Below are 18062 nucleotides of genomic sequence, written 5' to 3' on the forward strand. Positions count from 1 at the left end.
CGGGGCCTAAAGTGACAGCCCCGCCAGGGGAGGTAACCCTATGGATTACTTCGCGATATCCACCGCATCCACCAGCTCCTGTACTGCAGTTTCACTGTCGTACTCGCCGTTGAAATGCGCTGTCACCACGTCATAAACCGCGTTTTTGACAGAGGCAGGGGCCGCGTGGCCATGCGCCATGGAGCCAAACAGGTTGCCGCTGCTGGCTGCTGCTGCGAGGTCTTTCATGCCCTGTTTGCCGCAAGCGTCAAAGTCCGCATCAGACACGTCGGTACGCGCTGGCACAGAGCCTTTCACCACGTTGAATGCAGACTGGAAGCTTGGCGACAGGATCGCACTTGCAAGCGCGGCCTGCTCGGTGGACACTTCGCCCCCCTGATCAAACATCATGAACTGGTCAGCGTTAAAGGTCACCTGCTCCGCCGTGCCCGGGAAACGGAAGCAAAGGAAATCCTCGCCTGGCACTTTGCCCGCGTTCAGGAATTCGCCCTTCGCCCAGTCACCCATCATCTGGAAGCCTGCTTCGCCGTTGATCACCATCGCGGTTGCAAGGTTCCAGTCGCGGCCAGAGAAGTTGTCATCCACGTTGTCACGAATGAAAGCCATACGATCAAACGCGGTTTTCATGGCGTCGCTGCCCAGAGTCTCGCTGTCCAGATCAATGAAGGCCGCTTTGTAACCATCCGGGCCCAATGCGCCCATCGCAACCGCGTCAAACACGGTGGCATCCTGCCAGGCTTGACCGCCATGCGCGATTGGTGTGACACCTGCCGCTTTCAGAGCTTCCACAGCGGAAACAAACTCATCCCAATTGGTTGGCTGGGCGATCCCATTGGCGTCAAGCACAGCTTTGTTCGCCCAGACCCAGTTGGTGGAATGCACGTTCACAGGTGCGGAAACCCATTTGCCATCCGCTTTTGCAAAAGCCTTCAGGGCATCAGGAACGACCTCGTCCCAGCCTTCTTTGGCAGCCACATCATTCAGGTTTGCCAGCGCGCCTTGATTGGCCCAGTCCAGAATATCAAAGCCCAGCGCCTGTACGGCGGTTGGCGGGTTGCCTGCTGTCACGCGCGCGCGCAGCACAGTCATCGCCTGCTCACCGCCACCGCCAGCAACAGGCATGTCCTGCCAGCCAACGCTTTGGCCTTCCAGATCCTGTTTCAAAACGTTCAGCGCGGCCGCTTCACCACCAGAGGTCCACCAGTGCAGCACCTCAACATCTGCAGCCTGCACCATGCTGGTGCTGGCCAGCAATGCGCCCACAACAGCAGCCTTAGTTTTTGTAAAAATTCGCATGTTATCCTCCCAATCTGCGAAGTTTCTTTCGTTATTCCTCGTTTGTGTCGGTCACCCAACGCGCCCGGGTATTCCCGATCCGCATCACAACCGATTTCACCTCCATAAATTCCTCAAAGCCATAGCGCCCGATTTCTCTGCCCTGGCCGGATTGCTTTGCCCCGCCGAAGGTGACCTCAGGAAAGCCATCCATCCACGTGTTGGTCCAAACCGTACCGGCCTCGGCGCGGCGGCTAAATTCCAGACAGGTATGGACACTGTCGCTCCATACGCCCGCAGACAGCCCGTAATCCGTACTATTGGCCAATGTGACCGCCTCCTCCAGCGAGTCAAATGTCATCACCGACAACACTGGACCAAAAATCTCGTCTTGTGCAGCCCCAATGTGAGCGCTCACATCAATTAAAACAGTTGGTTGATAAAACTGATCGCTCAAACCATCCACATTCAACGGCCCACCACCCAGCACGACCTTCGCACCGGCGACTTGTGCGGCTTCCACATGTTTGTGAATTTGCACATTGTGCGCTTCGGTCACAATCGCGCCGACCTGTGTGGCCTCATCCATAGGGTCGCCAAAACGCACCTTCCGCGACAGCGCCACAACACGCTCCACAAAGGCCTCCGCAATATCTTTGTGCACGATCACACGGCTTGATCCGTTACAGCACTGTCCGACATTGAAATAGGTGCCAAACACCACCGCATCCGCCGCAGCCTCCAGATCCGCATCAGGAAAGATCACCTGTGCGTTTTTTCCGCCCAGCTCCAGGGCCACCTTCTTCAACGTATCGGCGGCAACCTCACTGATCATTTTACCAACGCGGGTGGACCCGGTAAAACTCACCATCGCAACCGATTTATGCGCCGCCAGCACGCTGCCCACCGGCTCACCATAGCCCAGCACGATGTTACACACACCCGCCGGCAATCCAGCCTCAATCAGCAACTCGCCCAACATCACCGTGGTGCTTGGCGTCATTTCTGAAGGCTTCACCACACAGGTACAGCCCGCCGCCAGCGCAAAGGGCAGCTTCTGGCTCAAGATCCAGAACGGAAAATTCCAAGGTGTGATGATCGACACAACGCCAATGGGCTGCTTCAGGACCATGGCAACCATGTCTTCGCCCAGTGTGTCGTGACTGTCGCCATGCACTGTCCGCGCCAGACTCGCCGCATAGCGCCAAAGATCGGCCGCGCCCGTCACTTCCCCGCGGGCCTGTGCAATCGGCTTGCCGCTTTCCAGCACCTCAAGTTCGATCATACGGTCCGCATTGGCCTCGATCAGATCCGCAACTTTCAACAGAACAGTGGCACGCTCTTTGCCCGATATCCCGCTCCAGACCCCTGCGTCAAACGCACGCTCTGCCGCCAAAACCGCCGCCTCTGCCTCTGCGGCGCTGCCTTGTGCCGAACGGCTCACCACAACACCGTGGCTTGGAGAAATCCGCTCAAAGGTCGCCCCATCGGCGCTCCCTTGCCAAGCGCCGTCAATCAAGTGACGCCCCTCAAAAGGCTCCGCAGCAGGCACAAAGCCAATCGACGGCCGTATCGCAAGCTCGCTCATTGATTATTTCCCCGTAAACTGCGCGTCGCGTTTTTCCATAAACGCAGCAACGCCTTCTTCTCTGTCGTCACTCGCTGCGATCGCTGCACTGCCCAGCGCATCAATCATCGCGGCACTGTCTTCGCCGCTCCCGGCCAAAATCATCGCCTTGGCAATCTCCGTCGCACGCGGCGACAGCGCCATATGCGCCTGCGCCAGCGTCTGAGCCGCGAACAGGGGATCCTCCGCAATTTCATAGACAAAACCTGTCTGCATCGCCCGCGACGCCTCTATCCGGCGGCCAAAGAGGGCCATCTCTTTGACAAGGCACTCCCCCATCAGGCGCACCAAACGCTGCGTACCGGACCACCCGGGCACGATCCCCACACGTGCCTCGGGTAGGGCCAACAACGCCCTGGGAGACGCAATCCGAAGATCACACGCCGTGGCCAGCTCCAGTCCGCCCCCAAAGGCATGTCCGTTCAACGCCGCAATCGACGGTTTGGACAATCTTGCAATCCGGTCAAAAAGCCGATGCCCCCCGCGCACCCAATGGCGCGAGAACTCCGCCGGGGTCAGGCTGCCCCAGGCCGCAATATCTGCCCCGCTGCAAAACGCCTTCTGCCCAGCGCCTGTCAGGATCAGGACACGCACCTCTGGGTCACGTTCGATTTCTTCAACGTGCCTTTCCAGATCCTCCAGCATCTGAACATCAAGCGCATTGTATTTCGCCTCATTCTGAAGCGTCAGCGTGGCAACCCCACCTTCAACCTGCAGCGCAACCCCGCTCACAGCACCAGCCCTATTGGCGCTTGGCTCAGCAGCGCCTTATCCATGACCGTCGAATTTTCCGCCACACGCACCCGGCCTTCGGTCGGCCCGACAATATCAGCCTGCGCATCAATACCTGGCATGATTTCAGTGGCCACCAATCCCTGGTCCGTGAGCCGGATCACACACCGTTCAGTGATATAGAGAACCTCCTGACCGGTCTCCCGCGCCCGCGCGCCAGAGAAGGTCACATGCTCCACTTGATCCACCATCTTAGTGAATTTACCTGGCGTTGCCACCTTCAGCGCATCTTCAGACAGGTCCATCTGGGCCCCTGCTTCAAACCAGCCGGAAAAGACGATCTTCTTCGCCCGCGCCGTGATGTCCACAAACCCGCCGCAACCAGCTGTCAGGTAAGGTTTTTTACCCAGCTTGGAGACATTCACATTGCCCTGCACATCGACCTCAAGGAAGGACAAGAAAGACATGTCAAACCCGCCGCCTTGAAAATAAATAAACTGTTGGGGGCTTGGTACGAATGCATCTGCATTGGAAGCACATCCAAATGCAAATCCCGTGAGTGGTACGCCCCCAACAGCGCCTTGTTCAATGGCCCATGTCACCGCCTCTGGATGGCCCTCTTCCAGCAAAATCCGCGGCACCATTGCGCTGATGCCAAAGCCTAGATTGGCGGTTTGCCCTTTGGTCAGCTCCATCGCCGCGCGCCGCGCAATCACTTTCTCCACGCCATACTCTGCCAATGCAAAGCTGTCCCATGGGCGCATAACCTGTCCGCTGATCGCAGGATCATACGGCGTTTCGCAGGTCTGCTTCTGATCGGCGTCGATCACGACCAGATCCACCAGATGCCCCGGCACCCGCACATCATGTGGCCGCAGACTGCCGCTGGCTGTCACGCGTTGGACCTGCGCAATCACCAGCCCGCCATTGTTGCGCGCCGCAATCGCCTGCTCCAGCCCACCAAGATAGGCACCCTCATGCTCATAGGTCAGGTTACCGCGTTCGTCCGCGGTGGTGGCCCGTAGAATGCACACATCCGGTGCGATGTTTGGAAAATGCAGCCAAGTCTGCCCGCCAAATTCAGCGCGGCTGACAATCGGAGCTGCGGCGCCTTTGTCGTTCATCGCGCAGCCTTCACGCACAGGATCCACAAAGGTCTGCAAACCAACCTGCGTCAGTACGCCGGGCCGCTTGGCCGCCGCTTCGCGGTGCATGTCAAACAGAATGCCGGAGGGCACGTTATAGGCCGCGACCCGGTCTTCAACGATCATCTTCCAGATCGCTGGCATCTCAAGGCTTGATGGCCCGGAAGGGTAAGAGCCGGCAATCACGCGAGACAGCAAACCGTCCTGGGCAAGGTAATCCATGCCTTTGACACCATACATATCCCCGGCGGCAATCGGATGAATCGAGGTAATGTTCTGCGGATGCCCTTCCGCTTCAAACCGTGCCCCAATCGCCTTGAGCACCAGATCGGGACAGCCGAGCGACGAACTCGAAGAAACCGAAACGACCGCGCCATCTTTGATCCGCGCCACTGCTTGGCTTGCTGAAACCAGCTTGCTCATTGAATGTCTCCATAATCCACATCGACGGCCTGACCCAGTTTTGCTGCATCCCGCACCGCCATCGCCACGGCGAGCGACTTCACACCATCAGGCCCGTCCGCCGCCGCACGCCCTGCGCCCGCAACCGCGCTGTAGAAATCTGAAACGCCCTGTTCGTAAAGGTTATGACGAGAGACTTCGACCGGCACACGGCCCGCCGCCGTCACCAGTTCAACCTCGCCCACAGGCTCTTGCGTCATCACACCATTGGCAAAAATTGAGCCTTCCGTGCCATGCACCTCAAGCCCGCTGCCTGCAAAGGGATGAGTGAAACTCTCGTGGCTCATCACCATGGCACCGCTCGGCATGGTCCAGACGGACATCGCGCTGTCCTCAACCCCCTCACCCATGCCAGAGGCCACCATCTGTGCAACCACACGCTTAGGGTCTTCGCCCAACAAAAAGCGCACCACATCAGCATCATGCACGGTGATGTCGGGGATCACCCCCCCACCGGCGGCTGCGTCGTTGATGCGCCAGCCCTGCAGATGTGGTGGCAGATGCACCGCATGAAACAGACGGACCGACAGCACCTTGCCGATCTTGCCTTCCGCAATCAGCGCCCGCATGGCGCGATGGGAGCCAGAGCAACGCAGGTGGTGATTGGTTGCAAATGTTACACCAGCCTCTTCTGCCGCTTGCACCATGCCCGCTGCTTCCGTGATGCGCATGGCCAATGGTTTTTCACACAACACATGTTTGCCCGCCTTGATGGCCGCCATCGCCTGGGGCAGGTGCTTTTCATTGGTGGAAGACACATAAACAGCCTCACACCTGTCATCCGCCAGCGCCTCTGCCAGATCTGTGGTGACATTGGGCACGCCATGTTCCGCCGCCCAAGCGGCGCCATGCGCGGCCGATCCACTCACCACCCAAGCAATCTCGCCACCATCCTGCGCCCGCACTGCTCCAAGCATGTACTGAGACGCAATTGTGCTCGCCCCAACAAAAACCCAACGCATCAGAATCTCGCCTCCCTTTTCGGATCAGCGCCAATGTTTTGGAACGATCCAATCCTCAAATTGCAGCATAATTGGAACGTTCTAAATTTTGCAACGACTTTTTCTCTATTTTTGTCGCTCATCCAAATTCAGACAAAAACGACAGTGCTTTCAATAAACTGCCCGCTGTTTTAAAACGCTCAAGTCGGCAAACGGAGGCCACATGGCACAAATCAGCTTCAAACAGCTTCAGGCCTTTGTGGCAGTCGCCGATCTCGCCAGCTTCCGCCGCGCTGCTGACAAGCTCAACACAACCCAACCCAATATCTCCAGTCGAATCTCCAGCCTCGAGACACAAGTGGGCCACCGACTGATGGCGCGGGACGCGGGCTCCGTGCGCCTGTCGCCAATGGGGGAGAAAATGCTCATCGAAGCACGGTCTGTGCTGCGCGCTATGGATGGGTTTTTGCTCGCGGCAGAGGATGATAGCCTGTTTGACGGCACCCTGCGCATCGGTGTGACAGAGATGATTGTCCATACCTGGCTTGGCGCATTTTTTAAGGCGCTCAAGGCACGCTTTCCAAACATTGACGTTGATCTGACGGTCGACCTCTCGATGAACCTGTCCGATGCAATTTCCGAGCAACGGCTCGATCTTGCACTGCAAAATGGCCCCTTTCTCAGAACCACCACCGGCAACACAGACCTTGGGCCCCTGCCCATGATGTGGGTTGGCGCCCCCAGCCTCAACATCAGCACCAAAGTGCTTTCGCTGCGCGATCTGGCGCAACATCCGGTCCTCACCCACGCGCGCGGAACGATTCCCTACGAGCAGATGCAAGACCACTTCGCGGCCTTTCAAGACATTTCTGTGCGCCATGTCTCTTCCTCCAATCTCGCTGCCTGCCACCAGATGACACGCGACGGACTGGGCGTGGCCTGCCTGCCAGAAGCGATGGTGCGTGAGGATCTTGCCAACGGCATTCTGATGCCTCTGCGCTACCTCTGGGTGCCCGATGCGCTGCAATTCTTCGCCCGATTTGACGCCGACACCTGCCCCAGCTTTGTGCGCGCAGCAGCCGATTTGGCGCAGATCGAAGCGCAAAAACACGCAGACGCCGCCACAGGATAAATTTTCTTTATCTTATGCATCCAATCTAATAATTGGATTTCATGATCGCACTGCCTCTAACCTGCGCCCAAGTTGACAGGAAAGAGGCACCCCATGCCCACAGAAGCGGCCCGCTTGGGCGTAGACATTGGCGGCACATTCACCGACGTGGTGCTGGAAATTGACAACGCGCGGCACTCCACCAAAGTGCTCACCACCTATGCCGCACCGGAGAACGCAATTGTTGACGGCATGCATCAGGTCTGCGCCAAAGCAGGCGTCTCCCCTGCCGCGATCTCTCAAATCATCCACGGCACCACACTGGCCACAAACGCGCTGATCGAACGCCGCGGAGCCAAAACCGCGCTGATCACCACCAAGGGCTTTCGCGATGTCATCGAAATGCGCACCGAAAGCCGCTTTGAACAATATGATCTGAACCTCACACTGCCCGAACCACTGCTGCCACGCAACCGCCGCTACGTGGTGAGTGAGCGTATGGATGCCAACGGCAACCGCCTGATTCCACTGGATCTGCAAGAGGTTGAAGCCCTCGCAGAGGAGCTGCGCGCGGCCGAATATGAAAGCATCGCCGTGGGCCTTCTGCATTCCTATGTGAATGACACACACGAGCGCCTCATCGCCGAGGTTCTGGCCGAAAAATTACCCGGCGTGATGGTCTCTCTGTCCTGTGAAGTGTCCCCGCAAATGCGCGAGTACGAACGCTTCAACACCACCATCGCCAATGCCTATATCAAGCCGCTGATCAAATCCTATCTGGGCCGCCTGAAATCCCGCCTTGCTGACGAAGGCGCAGCCTGCCCCGTATTCCTGATGCACTCAGGTGGCGGTATTATGTCCTTGGAAAGTGCTGCGGATTTCCCAGTACGCCTTGTGGAAAGTGGCCCCGCCGGGGGCGCGATTTTTGCCGCAGACATCGCCGCCAAACACGGCCTGGGCAAAGTGCTCAGCTTTGACATGGGCGGCACCACTGCCAAGATCTGCCTGATCAAGGACCAGACCCCCAAAACCGCCCGCGTGTTTGAAGTGGCGCGCACCTATCGCTTCAAAAAAGGCTCTGGCATGCCCATCTCGATCCCGGTAATCGACATGGTTGAAATTGGTGCCGGCGGCGGCTCCATCGCCCATGTGGACGCCATGAACCAGATCCGCGTCGGCCCGGAAAGCGCTGGCTCAGAGCCGGGTCCGGCCTGCTATGGGCGCGGCGGCGAAGAACCGGCGGTGACGGATGCAGATCTGATTCTTGGCAAGCTTGACCCAGAGAATTTTGCAGGCGGCTCCATCCCGCTGCATCCGGTAAACTCCGAACTGGCACTCACCGATGCCATTGGCAAAACGCTTGATATGGATGCATTGGAAGCGGCCTTTGGCGTGGCGGAAGTGGTCGATGAAAACATGGCCAACGCTGCCCGCGTGCATGCTGTCGAAAATGGCGAAGACCTCAGCGATTACACCATGATCGCCTTTGGCGGCGCGGCTCCGCTGCACGCCGCACGACTCTGTGAAAAGCTCGGCGTGTCCCGCTGTCTCGTGCCCCAAGGTGCGGGCGTCGGCTCTGCCATCGGTTTCCTGCGTGCGCCCTTCAGCTTTGAGGCAAACCGCTCCGTCTTTATGCGCCTCGGCGCGTTTGACGCGGCAAAGGTCAAAGCGCTTTTTGCCGACATGTCTGATGAAGCCACACGTTTCGTGCGGTCCTGTGATGCCGAAGCTGAGATCCTACGCGACCATAAAATCTACATGCGCTACGCAGGTCAGGGCTGGGAAATCCCCATCACTTTGACAGCACTGCAGGCAGAAAACCCGGAGATGGAGACCTTCCAACGCCTCTTTGAGCGCGACTATGAGGCCCTCTTTGGCCGCGCTGTCGAGGGCATGGAAATGGAAATCACGGTCTGGTCGGTAAACGCCTATACCGCGCAGGAGGCGGCAACCCCTCTGGCCGACGTCACCACAGTGCAGGCTACGCAATCAGACAACACGCGGCCCCTGTTTGATCCTGCCCTTGCGCAAACTGTCGACGCCGCCGTGATCGCGCGCGCAGATCTGCCCACAGGCCATATCGCCCAAGGCCCTGCCCTCATCACTGAGGATGAAACCACCGTCGTTGTGCCAAGCAGCCGCGAAGTTTTGACCCACACAGACGGCACTCTGGATGTGCGCCTGAAGGAGACACGCAAATGACACAGCACAGCAAAGTCGCGTATCAAGTCATGTGGAACCGCCTGATCTCAGTGGTGGAAGAACAGGCACAAGCCCTTGTCCGCACAGCCTTTTCCACCTCCGTACGCGAGGCAGGCGATCTCTCCGCCGGGGTCTACAATGCGTCCGGCGACATGCTCGCACAGGCCGTCACCGGCACGCCGGGCCACGTGAACGCCATGGCCGATGCCGTGGGGCACTTCATCCGCCGCATCGGGCCAGACAACATGTTTGAGGGTGATGTTTACCTCACCAATGATCCGTGGGAAGGCACAGGCCACAAACACGACATCACCGTTGTGACCCCCTCTTTCTTCGGCGGCAAGCTGATTGGCTTTTTTGCCTGCACGGCCCATGTCACCGACATTGGCGGGCGCGGCTTTGGCGCCGATGCCAATGACGTCCACGAAGAGGGCCTGTACATCCCGATCATGAAATTCGCCCACAAAGGCGACGTGGATCGCACCCTCCTCAGCATCATTCGCGGCAACGTGCGCGAACCTGATCAGCTGGTGGGCGACATCTATGCGCTCGCCAATTCCAATGACATTGGCCATCAGCGCCTGATCGACATGGTCAAAGAATTCGCGCTTTCTGACCTCACCGGTATCTCGGATTTCATCCTGACCAACTCGCGCGCTGCCACGCTGGCACGAATCAATGCGCTGACACCCGGCACGGCCTCGGGCCACATGCGCATTGATGGCTATGACAAGCCCATCGACCTGCATGTCACCCTGACCATCGAAAAAGACCGCATCCTCAGCGATTGGAACGGCACCTCGGGGCTCGACAAAAAAGGCATCAACGTGCCGTTGGTCTACACCAAGGCTTACGCCTGCTACGCGCTCAAATGCGCCATCGCTCCAGAGATCCCCAACAACGCGGCCTCCCTCGCCCCATTTGAAATCACCGCGCCGGACAACAGCATCGTTAATGCAAAGTTTCCCGCCCCCGTCGCGCTGCGCCACGTGATTGGCCACATGGTGCCAGACACGGTCTACAACGCGCTGGATCAGCTTTTGCCCAATATGGTGCCTGCCGAAGGCGCCGGATGCCTGTGCAACTTCCAGCTCTCCTTGCGGCCCCGCACCGATGCGCCTGCACCCAAAGATGCAACCCGCGCAGAAGTGCTGACCTTTAACTCCGGTGGATCCGGTGCACGCCCCACGCTGGACGGCATGAGCACCACCGCTTTCCCGTCTGGCGTTATGACCATGCCGGTTGAAGCCACAGAACAGGTCGGCCCGGTGATCATCTGGCGCAAAGAGCTGCGCCCGGACAGCGGCGGCGCGGGCGAATTCCGCGGTGGCTTGGGCCAGTATATGGATGTTGGCGCCCGCGAAGGGCACGAGTTTGACATCTCCCTCATGCTGGATCGTGTGAACCACCCAGCCCAGGGCCGCCGCGACGGCCAACCCGGTGGCGCAACCCACATCACACGCGGCGATGGCTCCGCCATGCCGGGAAAAGGCAAACACTTCGTTTCACACGGAGAAGTTGTCCAAATGGCCTTCCCTGGCGGCGCAGGCTACGGTAACCCTCGGGCGCGTGACAAGGAGAGCATCAAGCGCGACCTGGCCCTAGGCTACATCACTCCAGAGCACGCAGCACAGCACTACAACATCTCGGCCGATGAAATTGCCGAGGCCCTGGCGCGGGCAAATCTGGGGGACACGCTTTAATGGCAGCACAGACTTGGGCAACCAAACCAACCAAAACATCCTATGATGTGGTGATCATCGGCGGGGCCATCATGGGCTCTGCCACCGCATGGTTTCTTTCCGACAACCCTGATTTCACAGGCTCTGTTTTGGTGGTTGAGAAAGACCCATCTTACGAATTCAGCTCCACCGCTCATACAAACTCCTGCATCCGGCAGCAGTTTTCCAACACGCTCAACGTGCAGATTTCGCAGTTTGCAGCGGATTTTGTCAAAAACCTGCGCAGCCACATGGGTGGCGATGCACGTGTCCCTGAGCTTGATATCCAAAGCTACGGCTACCTCTATCTCGCTGACAATGACGGCTTTGCGCAAACCCTGCGTGAAAACCAGAAAATTCAGCGCGCTGCCGGGGCTGACACAGAACTGCTGACCGCAGAAGAGATCGCAGCCCGCTATCCGTTTTATAACGTGGATGACATCGTTTTAGGCTCCATCAACACCAAGGACGAAGGCTATTGGGATGGCGGCGCAGTGTTTGACTGGTTCCGCCGCTCCGCTCGCGAACGGGGTGTGGAATACGTTCAAGGCGAAGTGGTCGCCATGGCACGCGAAGCGGGCAAAATCACCTCTGTCACGCTGGCCTCCGGGGATGTGGTCGCTTGTGGTCAGGTCGTGAATGCCTCCGGCCCGCGCGCCGCACGCACCGCCGAAATGGCTGGCATCCAGATCCCTGTAGAGCCCCGCAAACGCTTCACCTGGATTTTCTCCGCTGAACAGCCCCTGCCAATGGAGCTGCCGCTCACCATCGATCCCTCCGGTGTCCACTTCCGACAGGATGGCCCAGAGACCTATTTGGCAGGCGCCGCCCCTGATCCAGATCCAGCCGTGGATTTTGATGATTTCCACATGGATCACAATCGCTGGCAGGATCACGTCTGGCCGATCATCGCGACCCGCATTCCTCAGTTTGAGGCCATCAAAGTGGTCACCGAATGGGCTGGCCACTATGCGTTTAACACCTTGGATCAAAACGCCATTCTGGGCCCCCACCCGGAGGTCGAGAACTTCCTGTTCCAAAACGGCTTCTCCGGACATGGGCTGCAGCAAAGCCCTGCAATGGGCCGCGCCATGGCCGAATGGATCACCTACGGCACCTATCGCGCACTGGACATGTCCCCGTTTGCGTTCGAACGTGTGTTGACCAACACACCAATCGTCGAAAAGGCCGTGATCTGATGGTAGCCCCGAACCCTTTCCTCTCCGCTCTGCGCGCAGGCCAGGCGCAAATTGGCATCTGGCTCAGCATGGCCACAGCGCAATCCACAGAGATTGTGAGCCATTCCGGCTTTGACTGGGCGCTGATTGACATGGAGCATTCCCCCAATGATCTTTCCACGGTGAAAGATCAGCTGCGCGTGCTTGAAAGCGCCGCAACCACCGCGCTTGTGCGTCCAGATTGGAACAACCCGGTCAAAGTCAAACGCCTGCTGGATATGGGCGCGCCGGGCCTGCTCTTTCCAATGGTGAACAGTGCAGAGGAAGCCGCCGCAGCGGTTGCCGCAACGCGTTTTGCGCCACGCGGCATTCGTGGCGTCGGCAGCACCACCCGCGCCACCGCCTACGGACGCGACAAAAGCTACTTTGCCGAAGTTGAAAAACAGACCGCCGTCTTGGTGCAAGTGGAAACCCTTCAGGCACTCGACAATATTGATGAGATCGCCGCGGTTGATGGCGTTGATGGCGTGTTCTTCGGGCCGGCAGACATCGCGGCGGAAATGGGCCATCTTGGTCAGGCCATGCATGACGATGTCTGGGCCAAAATTCTGCCGCTTGCGATGCGCCTAATCAGCAAACGCATTCCCGTTGGTACGGTGGTTTCTGACGTCACATTTGCACGCAGACTGCTCAGCGCGGGGTTCACCTTTGTCGCTTGCGGCTCGGATACGGGCCTTCTCGCCCAAGCAGCGGACCAACGTCTCGCTGACCTAAAAGCTCAAACTACAGGAACTTAAACATGAAAAAGCTCGTCCTCACCGGTGCCGCTGGCCGCCTTGGATCCTACCTGCGTGAGCCGCTTTCCAAAATGGCGGACGAGCTTGTCTCCACCGATATTGCCGATGACATTGGCAAACTTTACTCTGGCGAACGCTATGTTCAGGCCGACCTGGCCTCTCTAGATCAGATCAGTGACGTGTTGGAAGGCGCGGATATGGTTGTGCATTTTGGTGCAATCGTCGACGAAGCCCCTTTCGAAGAAATCCTCGGCCCCAACATTATTGGGGCCTACAACGTCTGGGAGGCCGCCCACCGGCACGGCGTGCGTCGCGTTGTCTACGCAAGTTCCGTGCACGCGGTTGGCATGTATCCGTCCTCTGATTGCATTGGGGTTGACGTGCCCCACCGCCCCGACACATTCTACGGCCTCGCCAAATGTTTCGCCGAAGATCTCGGGCGCATGTATTGGGAAAAGCGTGGGCTGGAAAGCGTTCATATGCGGATTTTCTCCTGCGCCAAAGTGGTCAGCCCCCGCTCGCTGTCCACATGGCTCAGCTATGATGATCTGATCCGCCTTGTGACCCGCGCCATCGACACACCCACAACCGGTTTCTCCATCGTCTATGGCATCTCAAACAACGACCGCATGCCCGTCAACAACGCTGGCGCCTCCCATCTCGGCTATCGCCCACAAGACAATGCCGAACAATTCGCGCCTGAAATCCTTGCAGCCGCGCCTCCAGCTGATCCGCATGATCCCGCACAAGTGTGCATCGGCGGCCCCTTCGCGGCTGTTGATCTGGGGGAAAGCGGTCTGGCGAATATGACCATAGTCGACGATCGCAAGACACTGTAAAGCGATCAAAAAAGGGCGCCACCAGCGCCCTTTTCTCCATCACACCCTGCGCTGTCTTACGCCGCGCGCGTGCTCGCAAAAATCTCTATCGGCGTATCTTCTTCTGTGGCGCGGGTTTCGAACTTCTTGACGATTTCAGACACCTGCGATGTATCACGGCGCATATTGTCCACAACGGCAACCACCTCTTCTACCAAGGCCGCATTCTGCTGTGTGGCCTCATCCAACAGACCAAGCCCGTTTGCGATCTCAGACAGCCCATCTGATTGCACACTGGTGGACTGAGCAACCTCTGTGCTGAGCGCAGATACATTTTCCACGTCCTGAACAATGTCTTCCAGCACACTGCCAGCCTGATCAACCAGCGTGACACCCGTTTCCACCAACTCAGAAGACGTCTTGATCAGTTCACTGATTTCCTTCGCGGCATCCCCAGCTTTCTGTGCCAGACCGCGCACTTCAGATGCCACAACAGCAAAGCCACGCCCCGCCTCTCCTGCTCGTGCAGCCTCAACGCCCGCATTCAGCGCCAACAAATTGGTTTGAAACGCGATGTCATCAATCACACCGGTGATCTGGGAGATCTGTGCAGAGCTCTGCGCAATCTCGCGCATTTTTCCAACGGTTTCCCCCATGACACTGCGGCCTGTCTGGGCCTGCGCATGGGTCTGACGCATCATGGCATCTGTCTTTTGCGTCGCATCAGAGGACGACTGCAACTGTGTGCTGATGTCAGAAATAGATGCCGCCGTACGCTCAAGCGTGGCCGCCTGTGTTTCTGTACGACGCGCCAGATCTCCCGCGCTTTCATTCATTTCTGAAGCTGTCAGATTCAGATCGTCGGTGGCATATTTGATTGTCTTCACCACCGAACGCAATCCGCGCTGCAACTCATTGAACGCAAACCGCAGCGGCTCAAACTCCTGCGGAAAATCACTGACCTGAGGTGCCGGAATATCCTCTGACAGATCTTTGGCCGCAACCCGCTTCATACCGCGCTCAAGATACTCAAACGCAACCGCCTGTTTGGTTTTCCGGGCATGGGTGAAGGCCGTCGCAGCGGCGGCCAGATCCAGCTGAAGCAACCGCGAAAGCAGCGCCGCCTCTTGTGCAAGCCGCGCCTTGCCGCGTGCAAAAATCACCAGCCCAGATTGCGCAACCAGTTCCGCCTGCAGCAGCGCCGCCGCAGCAGCATGCCCCGCCATAAAGGCTTCAATACGCCAACCCATGTCGAGAAAGTGCACGTCATTCAAACGCCGGATAGATGCGGGGTACTGCCCCTCCAGACCTGATTTCAAAAGCCGCGCCCAATGGTCTTTCATTGCCGCTTTCGCACCCGCAAAGACAGCCAGATCCACGTCAGGCGGAATTTCGGAATAAAATGCATCTATGGCGGCATCCAAAGCAGGCGTGACCTTGATGGCAATCTTGCGCAACAAAGCCAGATCATCCTTATCCAAACGCATTTCTGTCGTGAATTCTTCCAACGCGTTGGCCATATCGGCGAGCCCCTTCTTCCCGGACGCTTAAGTCTTTCGCATCTCTTAAGGGGGAGTTGGTTAACGGAAGCCTTAACCAAATCGAAAACACGTCAAAAACCTGTGGAAAACTCGCATGGATAGGCCAAGCCAAAAAAACACCGCCTGCGAAAGACGCAAGCGGTGTCAAATTCTTCGGTGTCTGTCGACAGGAAACGCTTAGGCGATGCTCTCGATACGCGCGCCAGCAAACTGAGCCACCATTGCGGCGGCTGTTGCGTCATCCACGAGGCACAGCGCGGTGGACAGGCCATCCGCCACAGCGGCAGAAGGAGCAGACGCGGCTGCCAGAGACAGCGCGCCTTCTTGACCGTCTGGGCGGAAGATATGCGCGTCGTTGCCAGACAGCACAGTTGCCATCGGCGCAGAGGTTGCCAGCGCACGATCGGTCAGCTTCACACGTGCCACGATCTCACCGGCTGGGGTGCTGACACCTGCGGTCCATTGTGCGCCATCCGCGCGATGGCCAAGAGCGGCCACTTCGCCCATGTCCAGAAGAACGTCTTTGAGGCCGGCATCTTTGAGGATCGCTGCGATACGATCGGTCACATAACCCTGCGCAACACCGTTCAGCGTCAGCGCCATGCCTTCTGCGCCAAAGCGCACTTCATTGGCATCAAACGCAACCTTGTCCCAGCCAACGCGTGCTTTCGCATCAGTCACGTCGCCCTGACCACCTTTGGCCAGCCACAGCGGCTGTACAGTTGGGTCAAATGCGCCGCCGCTGGCTTTGTTCAGCGCGTCGCTCAGTTCCAGAACCTCGATCAGCTCTGCAGAAGGCGCAGCCAGAACACCGTCACGATTCAGGCGTGTCAGTTCGCTATCGCGATACAGCGAGAAAATGCCCTCCAGACGGTCCAGCTCTGCAGTCACATCTGCAATGATCGGCGCCGCATCTGCGTCGCTCAGGCCAACCAGCGACATCTGCGCTGGTGCACCCAGCGCAACACCTTGCCATTTGGCAGTTTCGGTTACGGTAGCAGCGTGGCTCAGGCCAGCGGGCAGCGCCGCAGAGGCGGCGGCGATGGTCAGAAATCGGCGGCGATGCATCCGGGTCATGAAAAGCTCTCCAGAATCGAGTCAAAATCGTGGTGCGCCATGCGCATTTGGCGGGGACATATCATTCAATTGACGGACTGCCCACCCCACTCACACGCAAATTCGCGGGAAATCGGCCTTCTTGGCCGCTGTTTGCTATAATCCAGACAGCTAAAGCAATCGTATAGATCCGCTCCTCAAATCACATGGCATTTGTTGACAGCAGACAGTGATCCGCAAGAGCCGCCTAAAACGGTGGTGGCCTCATCCGCACCGGGCTCGATTTTATGATCGACGTGTGGGTGCTCGCCAACCGGCCAAAAGTCTCCAACAAAGGATCAAGCTCAGCAATATCTCGCAATAGAACCCGCGCGACAAACCCATCTTCCCCCGTGACCTTGTCACATTGTACGATCCGCTCTGTGGTCTCAATCTGCGCTTGTAACAAATGCCGCTTCCCCGGTAGCGGGCGAAAGCGCACAACCGCCTCAAGGGAGTAGCCCAACGCTTTGGGGGAAACCTCAATCGCAAATCTTTGGATGATCCCCCGATCCTGCAATCTCTGCACCCGGTCCCGAATGGTAGGCGCGGACACGCCCGCCTCTTCGGCCAAGTCTTTCCAGCTGACCCGCGCATCGCGCGCCAATGCAGCCAATATATCCCGATCAAGATCGTCCAGCGTATCTTCCATAGGAAAGCAAATACCGCGAAATGCCTCCGTTTATACAGTAAAATCCGCCAGTCTCCTTTGTCTGAGACAACACAGATCCAGACTCAGTTGGTAGTTTATCCACTTCTCGTATCAGCAATGGGGAAAACGATGAACTGGGCAGTTTGGGCGTCATTCGCTACAATCTCGGCCGCCAATATTGTGACGCCGGGACCCGCAAACCTGAACACGCTGCGGCGGGCGCTGCAACTTGGCGGTAGGCGCGTAACCCCAACAATCCTTGGCAATGCGCTTGGCCTCGCGGTCGGAGGGGCCATCTGCGCCTTGGGCATTATCTCCGCAGTCATTGCCTTCGACTTTCTGTTGCCCTTCTGTCGCCTAATTGGAGTGACCTATCTGATCTGGCTCGCACTCAAACTCCTATTGAAATCCGAAACACTGTTGATGGAACCTGGCCCCAAAGTCCCGGTGTCATTCGCTACCCTATTTGGGGAGGCGTTTCTGCTTGCGGTCACAAACCCAAAAGCGCTGCTCTTTTATATGGCGCTCTTTCCTCAGGTGCTGGATCTGAACCGCGCGCTAACGCCTCAGGTCAGCATCCTGCTACTCACCTACAGCGGCCTCTCCATCATGTCGCTCAGCACTTACGCCGTCTTTGCCAACGCCTTACGCAAGCGCTACATGACACAGAAACGCTACACCCGCTTTCGTCAGATTTCAGGCCTCATCCTGCTTGGCTTCGCACTTAAACTTCTACTCGACACTGCGTGAAGAACCCCTATCTCC

The 18062-nt window shown here is 58.1% G+C and carries 15 protein-coding genes; 7 read left to right on the plus strand and 8 right to left on the minus strand.

Translation table 11 applies throughout. The features are described from left to right. Positions 1 to 45: 45 nt before the first annotated feature. The 5 genes from PJL69_RS09460 to PJL69_RS09480 are packed head-to-tail and all read right to left on the minus strand — an operon-like array spanning position 46 to position 6203. Entirely contained in the window at positions 46 to 1296 is a 1251-nt protein-coding gene (locus PJL69_RS09460; RefSeq protein ID WP_271309443.1) for an ABC transporter substrate-binding protein, read from the minus strand. Positions 1297 to 1327: 31 nt separating this feature from the next. Next, positions 1328 to 2863 (minus strand): aldehyde dehydrogenase family protein, encoded by a 1536-nt coding sequence (locus PJL69_RS09465; protein WP_271309444.1) that lies wholly within the window; start codon positions 2861 to 2863, stop codon positions 1328 to 1330. 3 nt (positions 2864 to 2866) lie between these two features. Next, positions 2867 to 3634 (minus strand): enoyl-CoA hydratase/isomerase family protein, encoded by a 768-nt coding sequence (locus PJL69_RS09470; RefSeq protein WP_271309445.1) that lies wholly within the window; start codon positions 3632 to 3634, stop codon positions 2867 to 2869. Beyond that, positions 3631 to 5202 carry an acyl CoA:acetate/3-ketoacid CoA transferase gene (locus tag PJL69_RS09475; RefSeq protein ID WP_271309446.1) on the minus strand — a complete coding sequence of 524 codons (1572 nt, stop codon included), beginning with the start codon at positions 5200 to 5202 and terminating at the stop codon, positions 3631 to 3633. Before PJL69_RS09475 ends, PJL69_RS09470 begins: the two co-directional genes overlap by 4 nt. Continuing rightward, a complete protein-coding gene (locus tag PJL69_RS09480; protein ID WP_271309447.1) occupies positions 5199 to 6203 on the minus strand; it encodes a Gfo/Idh/MocA family protein in 1005 nt (334 codons plus the stop codon). The genes PJL69_RS09475 and PJL69_RS09480 overlap by 4 nt, the downstream gene beginning before the upstream one ends. A 202-nt stretch (positions 6204 to 6405) precedes the next feature. Here PJL69_RS09480 and PJL69_RS09485 point away from each other — a divergent pair, with 202 nt between their 5' ends. The 6 genes from PJL69_RS09485 to PJL69_RS09510 all read left to right on the plus strand — a co-directional run bounded on the left by PJL69_RS09485 (position 6406) and on the right by PJL69_RS09510 (position 14030). Continuing rightward, on the plus strand, positions 6406 to 7314 hold the full coding sequence (locus PJL69_RS09485; protein WP_271309448.1) for a LysR family transcriptional regulator: 909 nt from the start codon (positions 6406 to 6408) through the stop codon (positions 7312 to 7314). A 93-nt stretch (positions 7315 to 7407) separates the two neighbouring features. Next, complete coding sequence (locus tag PJL69_RS09490; RefSeq protein WP_271309449.1) at positions 7408 to 9495, plus strand: hydantoinase/oxoprolinase family protein; 2088 nt, start codon at positions 7408 to 7410, stop codon at positions 9493 to 9495. Next, positions 9492 to 11198 carry a hydantoinase B/oxoprolinase family protein gene (locus PJL69_RS09495; protein ID WP_271309450.1) on the plus strand — a complete coding sequence of 569 codons (1707 nt, stop codon included), beginning with the start codon at positions 9492 to 9494 and terminating at the stop codon, positions 11196 to 11198. Before PJL69_RS09490 ends, PJL69_RS09495 begins: the two co-directional genes overlap by 4 nt. Beyond that, positions 11198 to 12415: an NAD(P)/FAD-dependent oxidoreductase gene (locus PJL69_RS09500; protein ID WP_271309451.1), complete on the plus strand. Its 1218-nt coding sequence runs from the start codon at positions 11198 to 11200 to the stop codon at positions 12413 to 12415. Before PJL69_RS09495 ends, PJL69_RS09500 begins: the two co-directional genes overlap by 1 nt. Then, entirely contained in the window at positions 12415 to 13191 is a 777-nt protein-coding gene (locus PJL69_RS09505; RefSeq protein WP_333781873.1) for an HpcH/HpaI aldolase family protein, read from the plus strand. The genes PJL69_RS09500 and PJL69_RS09505 overlap by 1 nt, the downstream gene beginning before the upstream one ends. A gap of 2 nt (positions 13192 to 13193) precedes the next feature. After that, positions 13194 to 14030 (plus strand): NAD-dependent epimerase/dehydratase family protein, encoded by an 837-nt coding sequence (locus PJL69_RS09510; protein ID WP_271309452.1) that lies wholly within the window; start codon positions 13194 to 13196, stop codon positions 14028 to 14030. 56 nt (positions 14031 to 14086) lie between these two features. On the opposite strand, the gene PJL69_RS09515 is transcribed toward PJL69_RS09510, so the two are convergent. From PJL69_RS09515 to PJL69_RS09525, 3 genes are all read right to left on the minus strand, one after another. Continuing rightward, positions 14087 to 15529 carry a methyl-accepting chemotaxis protein gene (locus PJL69_RS09515; protein WP_271309453.1) on the minus strand — a complete coding sequence of 481 codons (1443 nt, stop codon included), beginning with the start codon at positions 15527 to 15529 and terminating at the stop codon, positions 14087 to 14089. 198 nt (positions 15530 to 15727) lie between these two features. After that, positions 15728 to 16627 (minus strand): FAD:protein FMN transferase, encoded by a 900-nt coding sequence (locus PJL69_RS09520; RefSeq protein ID WP_271309454.1) that lies wholly within the window; start codon positions 16625 to 16627, stop codon positions 15728 to 15730. A 226-nt stretch (positions 16628 to 16853) separates the two neighbouring features. Further along, positions 16854 to 17297, minus strand: a complete 444-nt coding sequence (locus PJL69_RS09525) for an Lrp/AsnC family transcriptional regulator (RefSeq protein ID WP_271309455.1) — start codon at positions 17295 to 17297, stop codon at positions 16854 to 16856. Positions 17298 to 17426: 129 nt separating this feature from the next. Here PJL69_RS09525 and PJL69_RS09530 point away from each other — a divergent pair, with 129 nt between their 5' ends. Then, on the plus strand, positions 17427 to 18047 hold the full coding sequence (locus PJL69_RS09530) for a LysE family translocator (protein WP_271309456.1): 621 nt from the start codon (positions 17427 to 17429) through the stop codon (positions 18045 to 18047). Positions 18048 to 18062 lie beyond the last annotated feature (15 nt).

This window comes from Shimia sp. MMG029 (assembly GCF_027947445.1).
Taxonomy (GTDB): domain Bacteria; phylum Pseudomonadota; class Alphaproteobacteria; order Rhodobacterales; family Rhodobacteraceae; genus Shimia.

Excerpts from the sequence above, each read along its gene's own strand:
- PJL69_RS09460 (WP_271309443.1), bottom strand. The coding sequence starts at position 1,296 with ATGCGAATTTTTACAAAAACTAAGGCTGCTGTTGTGGGCGCATTGCTG.
- PJL69_RS09465 (WP_271309444.1), bottom strand. The coding sequence starts at position 2,863 with ATGAGCGAGCTTGCGATACGGCCGTCGATTGGCTTTGTGCCTGCTGCG.
- PJL69_RS09475 (WP_271309446.1), bottom strand. The coding sequence starts at position 5,202 with ATGAGCAAGCTGGTTTCAGCAAGCCAAGCAGTGGCGCGGATCAAAGAT.
- PJL69_RS09480 (WP_271309447.1), bottom strand. The coding sequence starts at position 6,203 with ATGCGTTGGGTTTTTGTTGGGGCGAGCACAATTGCGTCTCAGTACATG.
- PJL69_RS09485 (WP_271309448.1), top strand. The coding sequence starts at position 6,406 with ATGGCACAAATCAGCTTCAAACAGCTTCAGGCCTTTGTGGCAGTCGCC.
- PJL69_RS09490 (WP_271309449.1), top strand. The coding sequence starts at position 7,408 with ATGCCCACAGAAGCGGCCCGCTTGGGCGTAGACATTGGCGGCACATTC.
- PJL69_RS09495 (WP_271309450.1), top strand. The coding sequence starts at position 9,492 with ATGACACAGCACAGCAAAGTCGCGTATCAAGTCATGTGGAACCGCCTG.
- PJL69_RS09500 (WP_271309451.1), top strand. The coding sequence starts at position 11,198 with ATGGCAGCACAGACTTGGGCAACCAAACCAACCAAAACATCCTATGAT.
- PJL69_RS09505 (WP_333781873.1), top strand. The coding sequence starts at position 12,415 with ATGGTAGCCCCGAACCCTTTCCTCTCCGCTCTGCGCGCAGGCCAGGCG.
- PJL69_RS09510 (WP_271309452.1), top strand. The coding sequence starts at position 13,194 with ATGAAAAAGCTCGTCCTCACCGGTGCCGCTGGCCGCCTTGGATCCTAC.
- PJL69_RS09515 (WP_271309453.1), bottom strand. The coding sequence starts at position 15,529 with ATGGCCAACGCGTTGGAAGAATTCACGACAGAAATGCGTTTGGATAAG.
- PJL69_RS09520 (WP_271309454.1), bottom strand. The coding sequence starts at position 16,627 with ATGACCCGGATGCATCGCCGCCGATTTCTGACCATCGCCGCCGCCTCT.
- PJL69_RS09525 (WP_271309455.1), bottom strand. The coding sequence starts at position 17,297 with ATGGAAGATACGCTGGACGATCTTGATCGGGATATATTGGCTGCATTG.
- PJL69_RS09530 (WP_271309456.1), top strand. The coding sequence starts at position 17,427 with ATGAACTGGGCAGTTTGGGCGTCATTCGCTACAATCTCGGCCGCCAAT.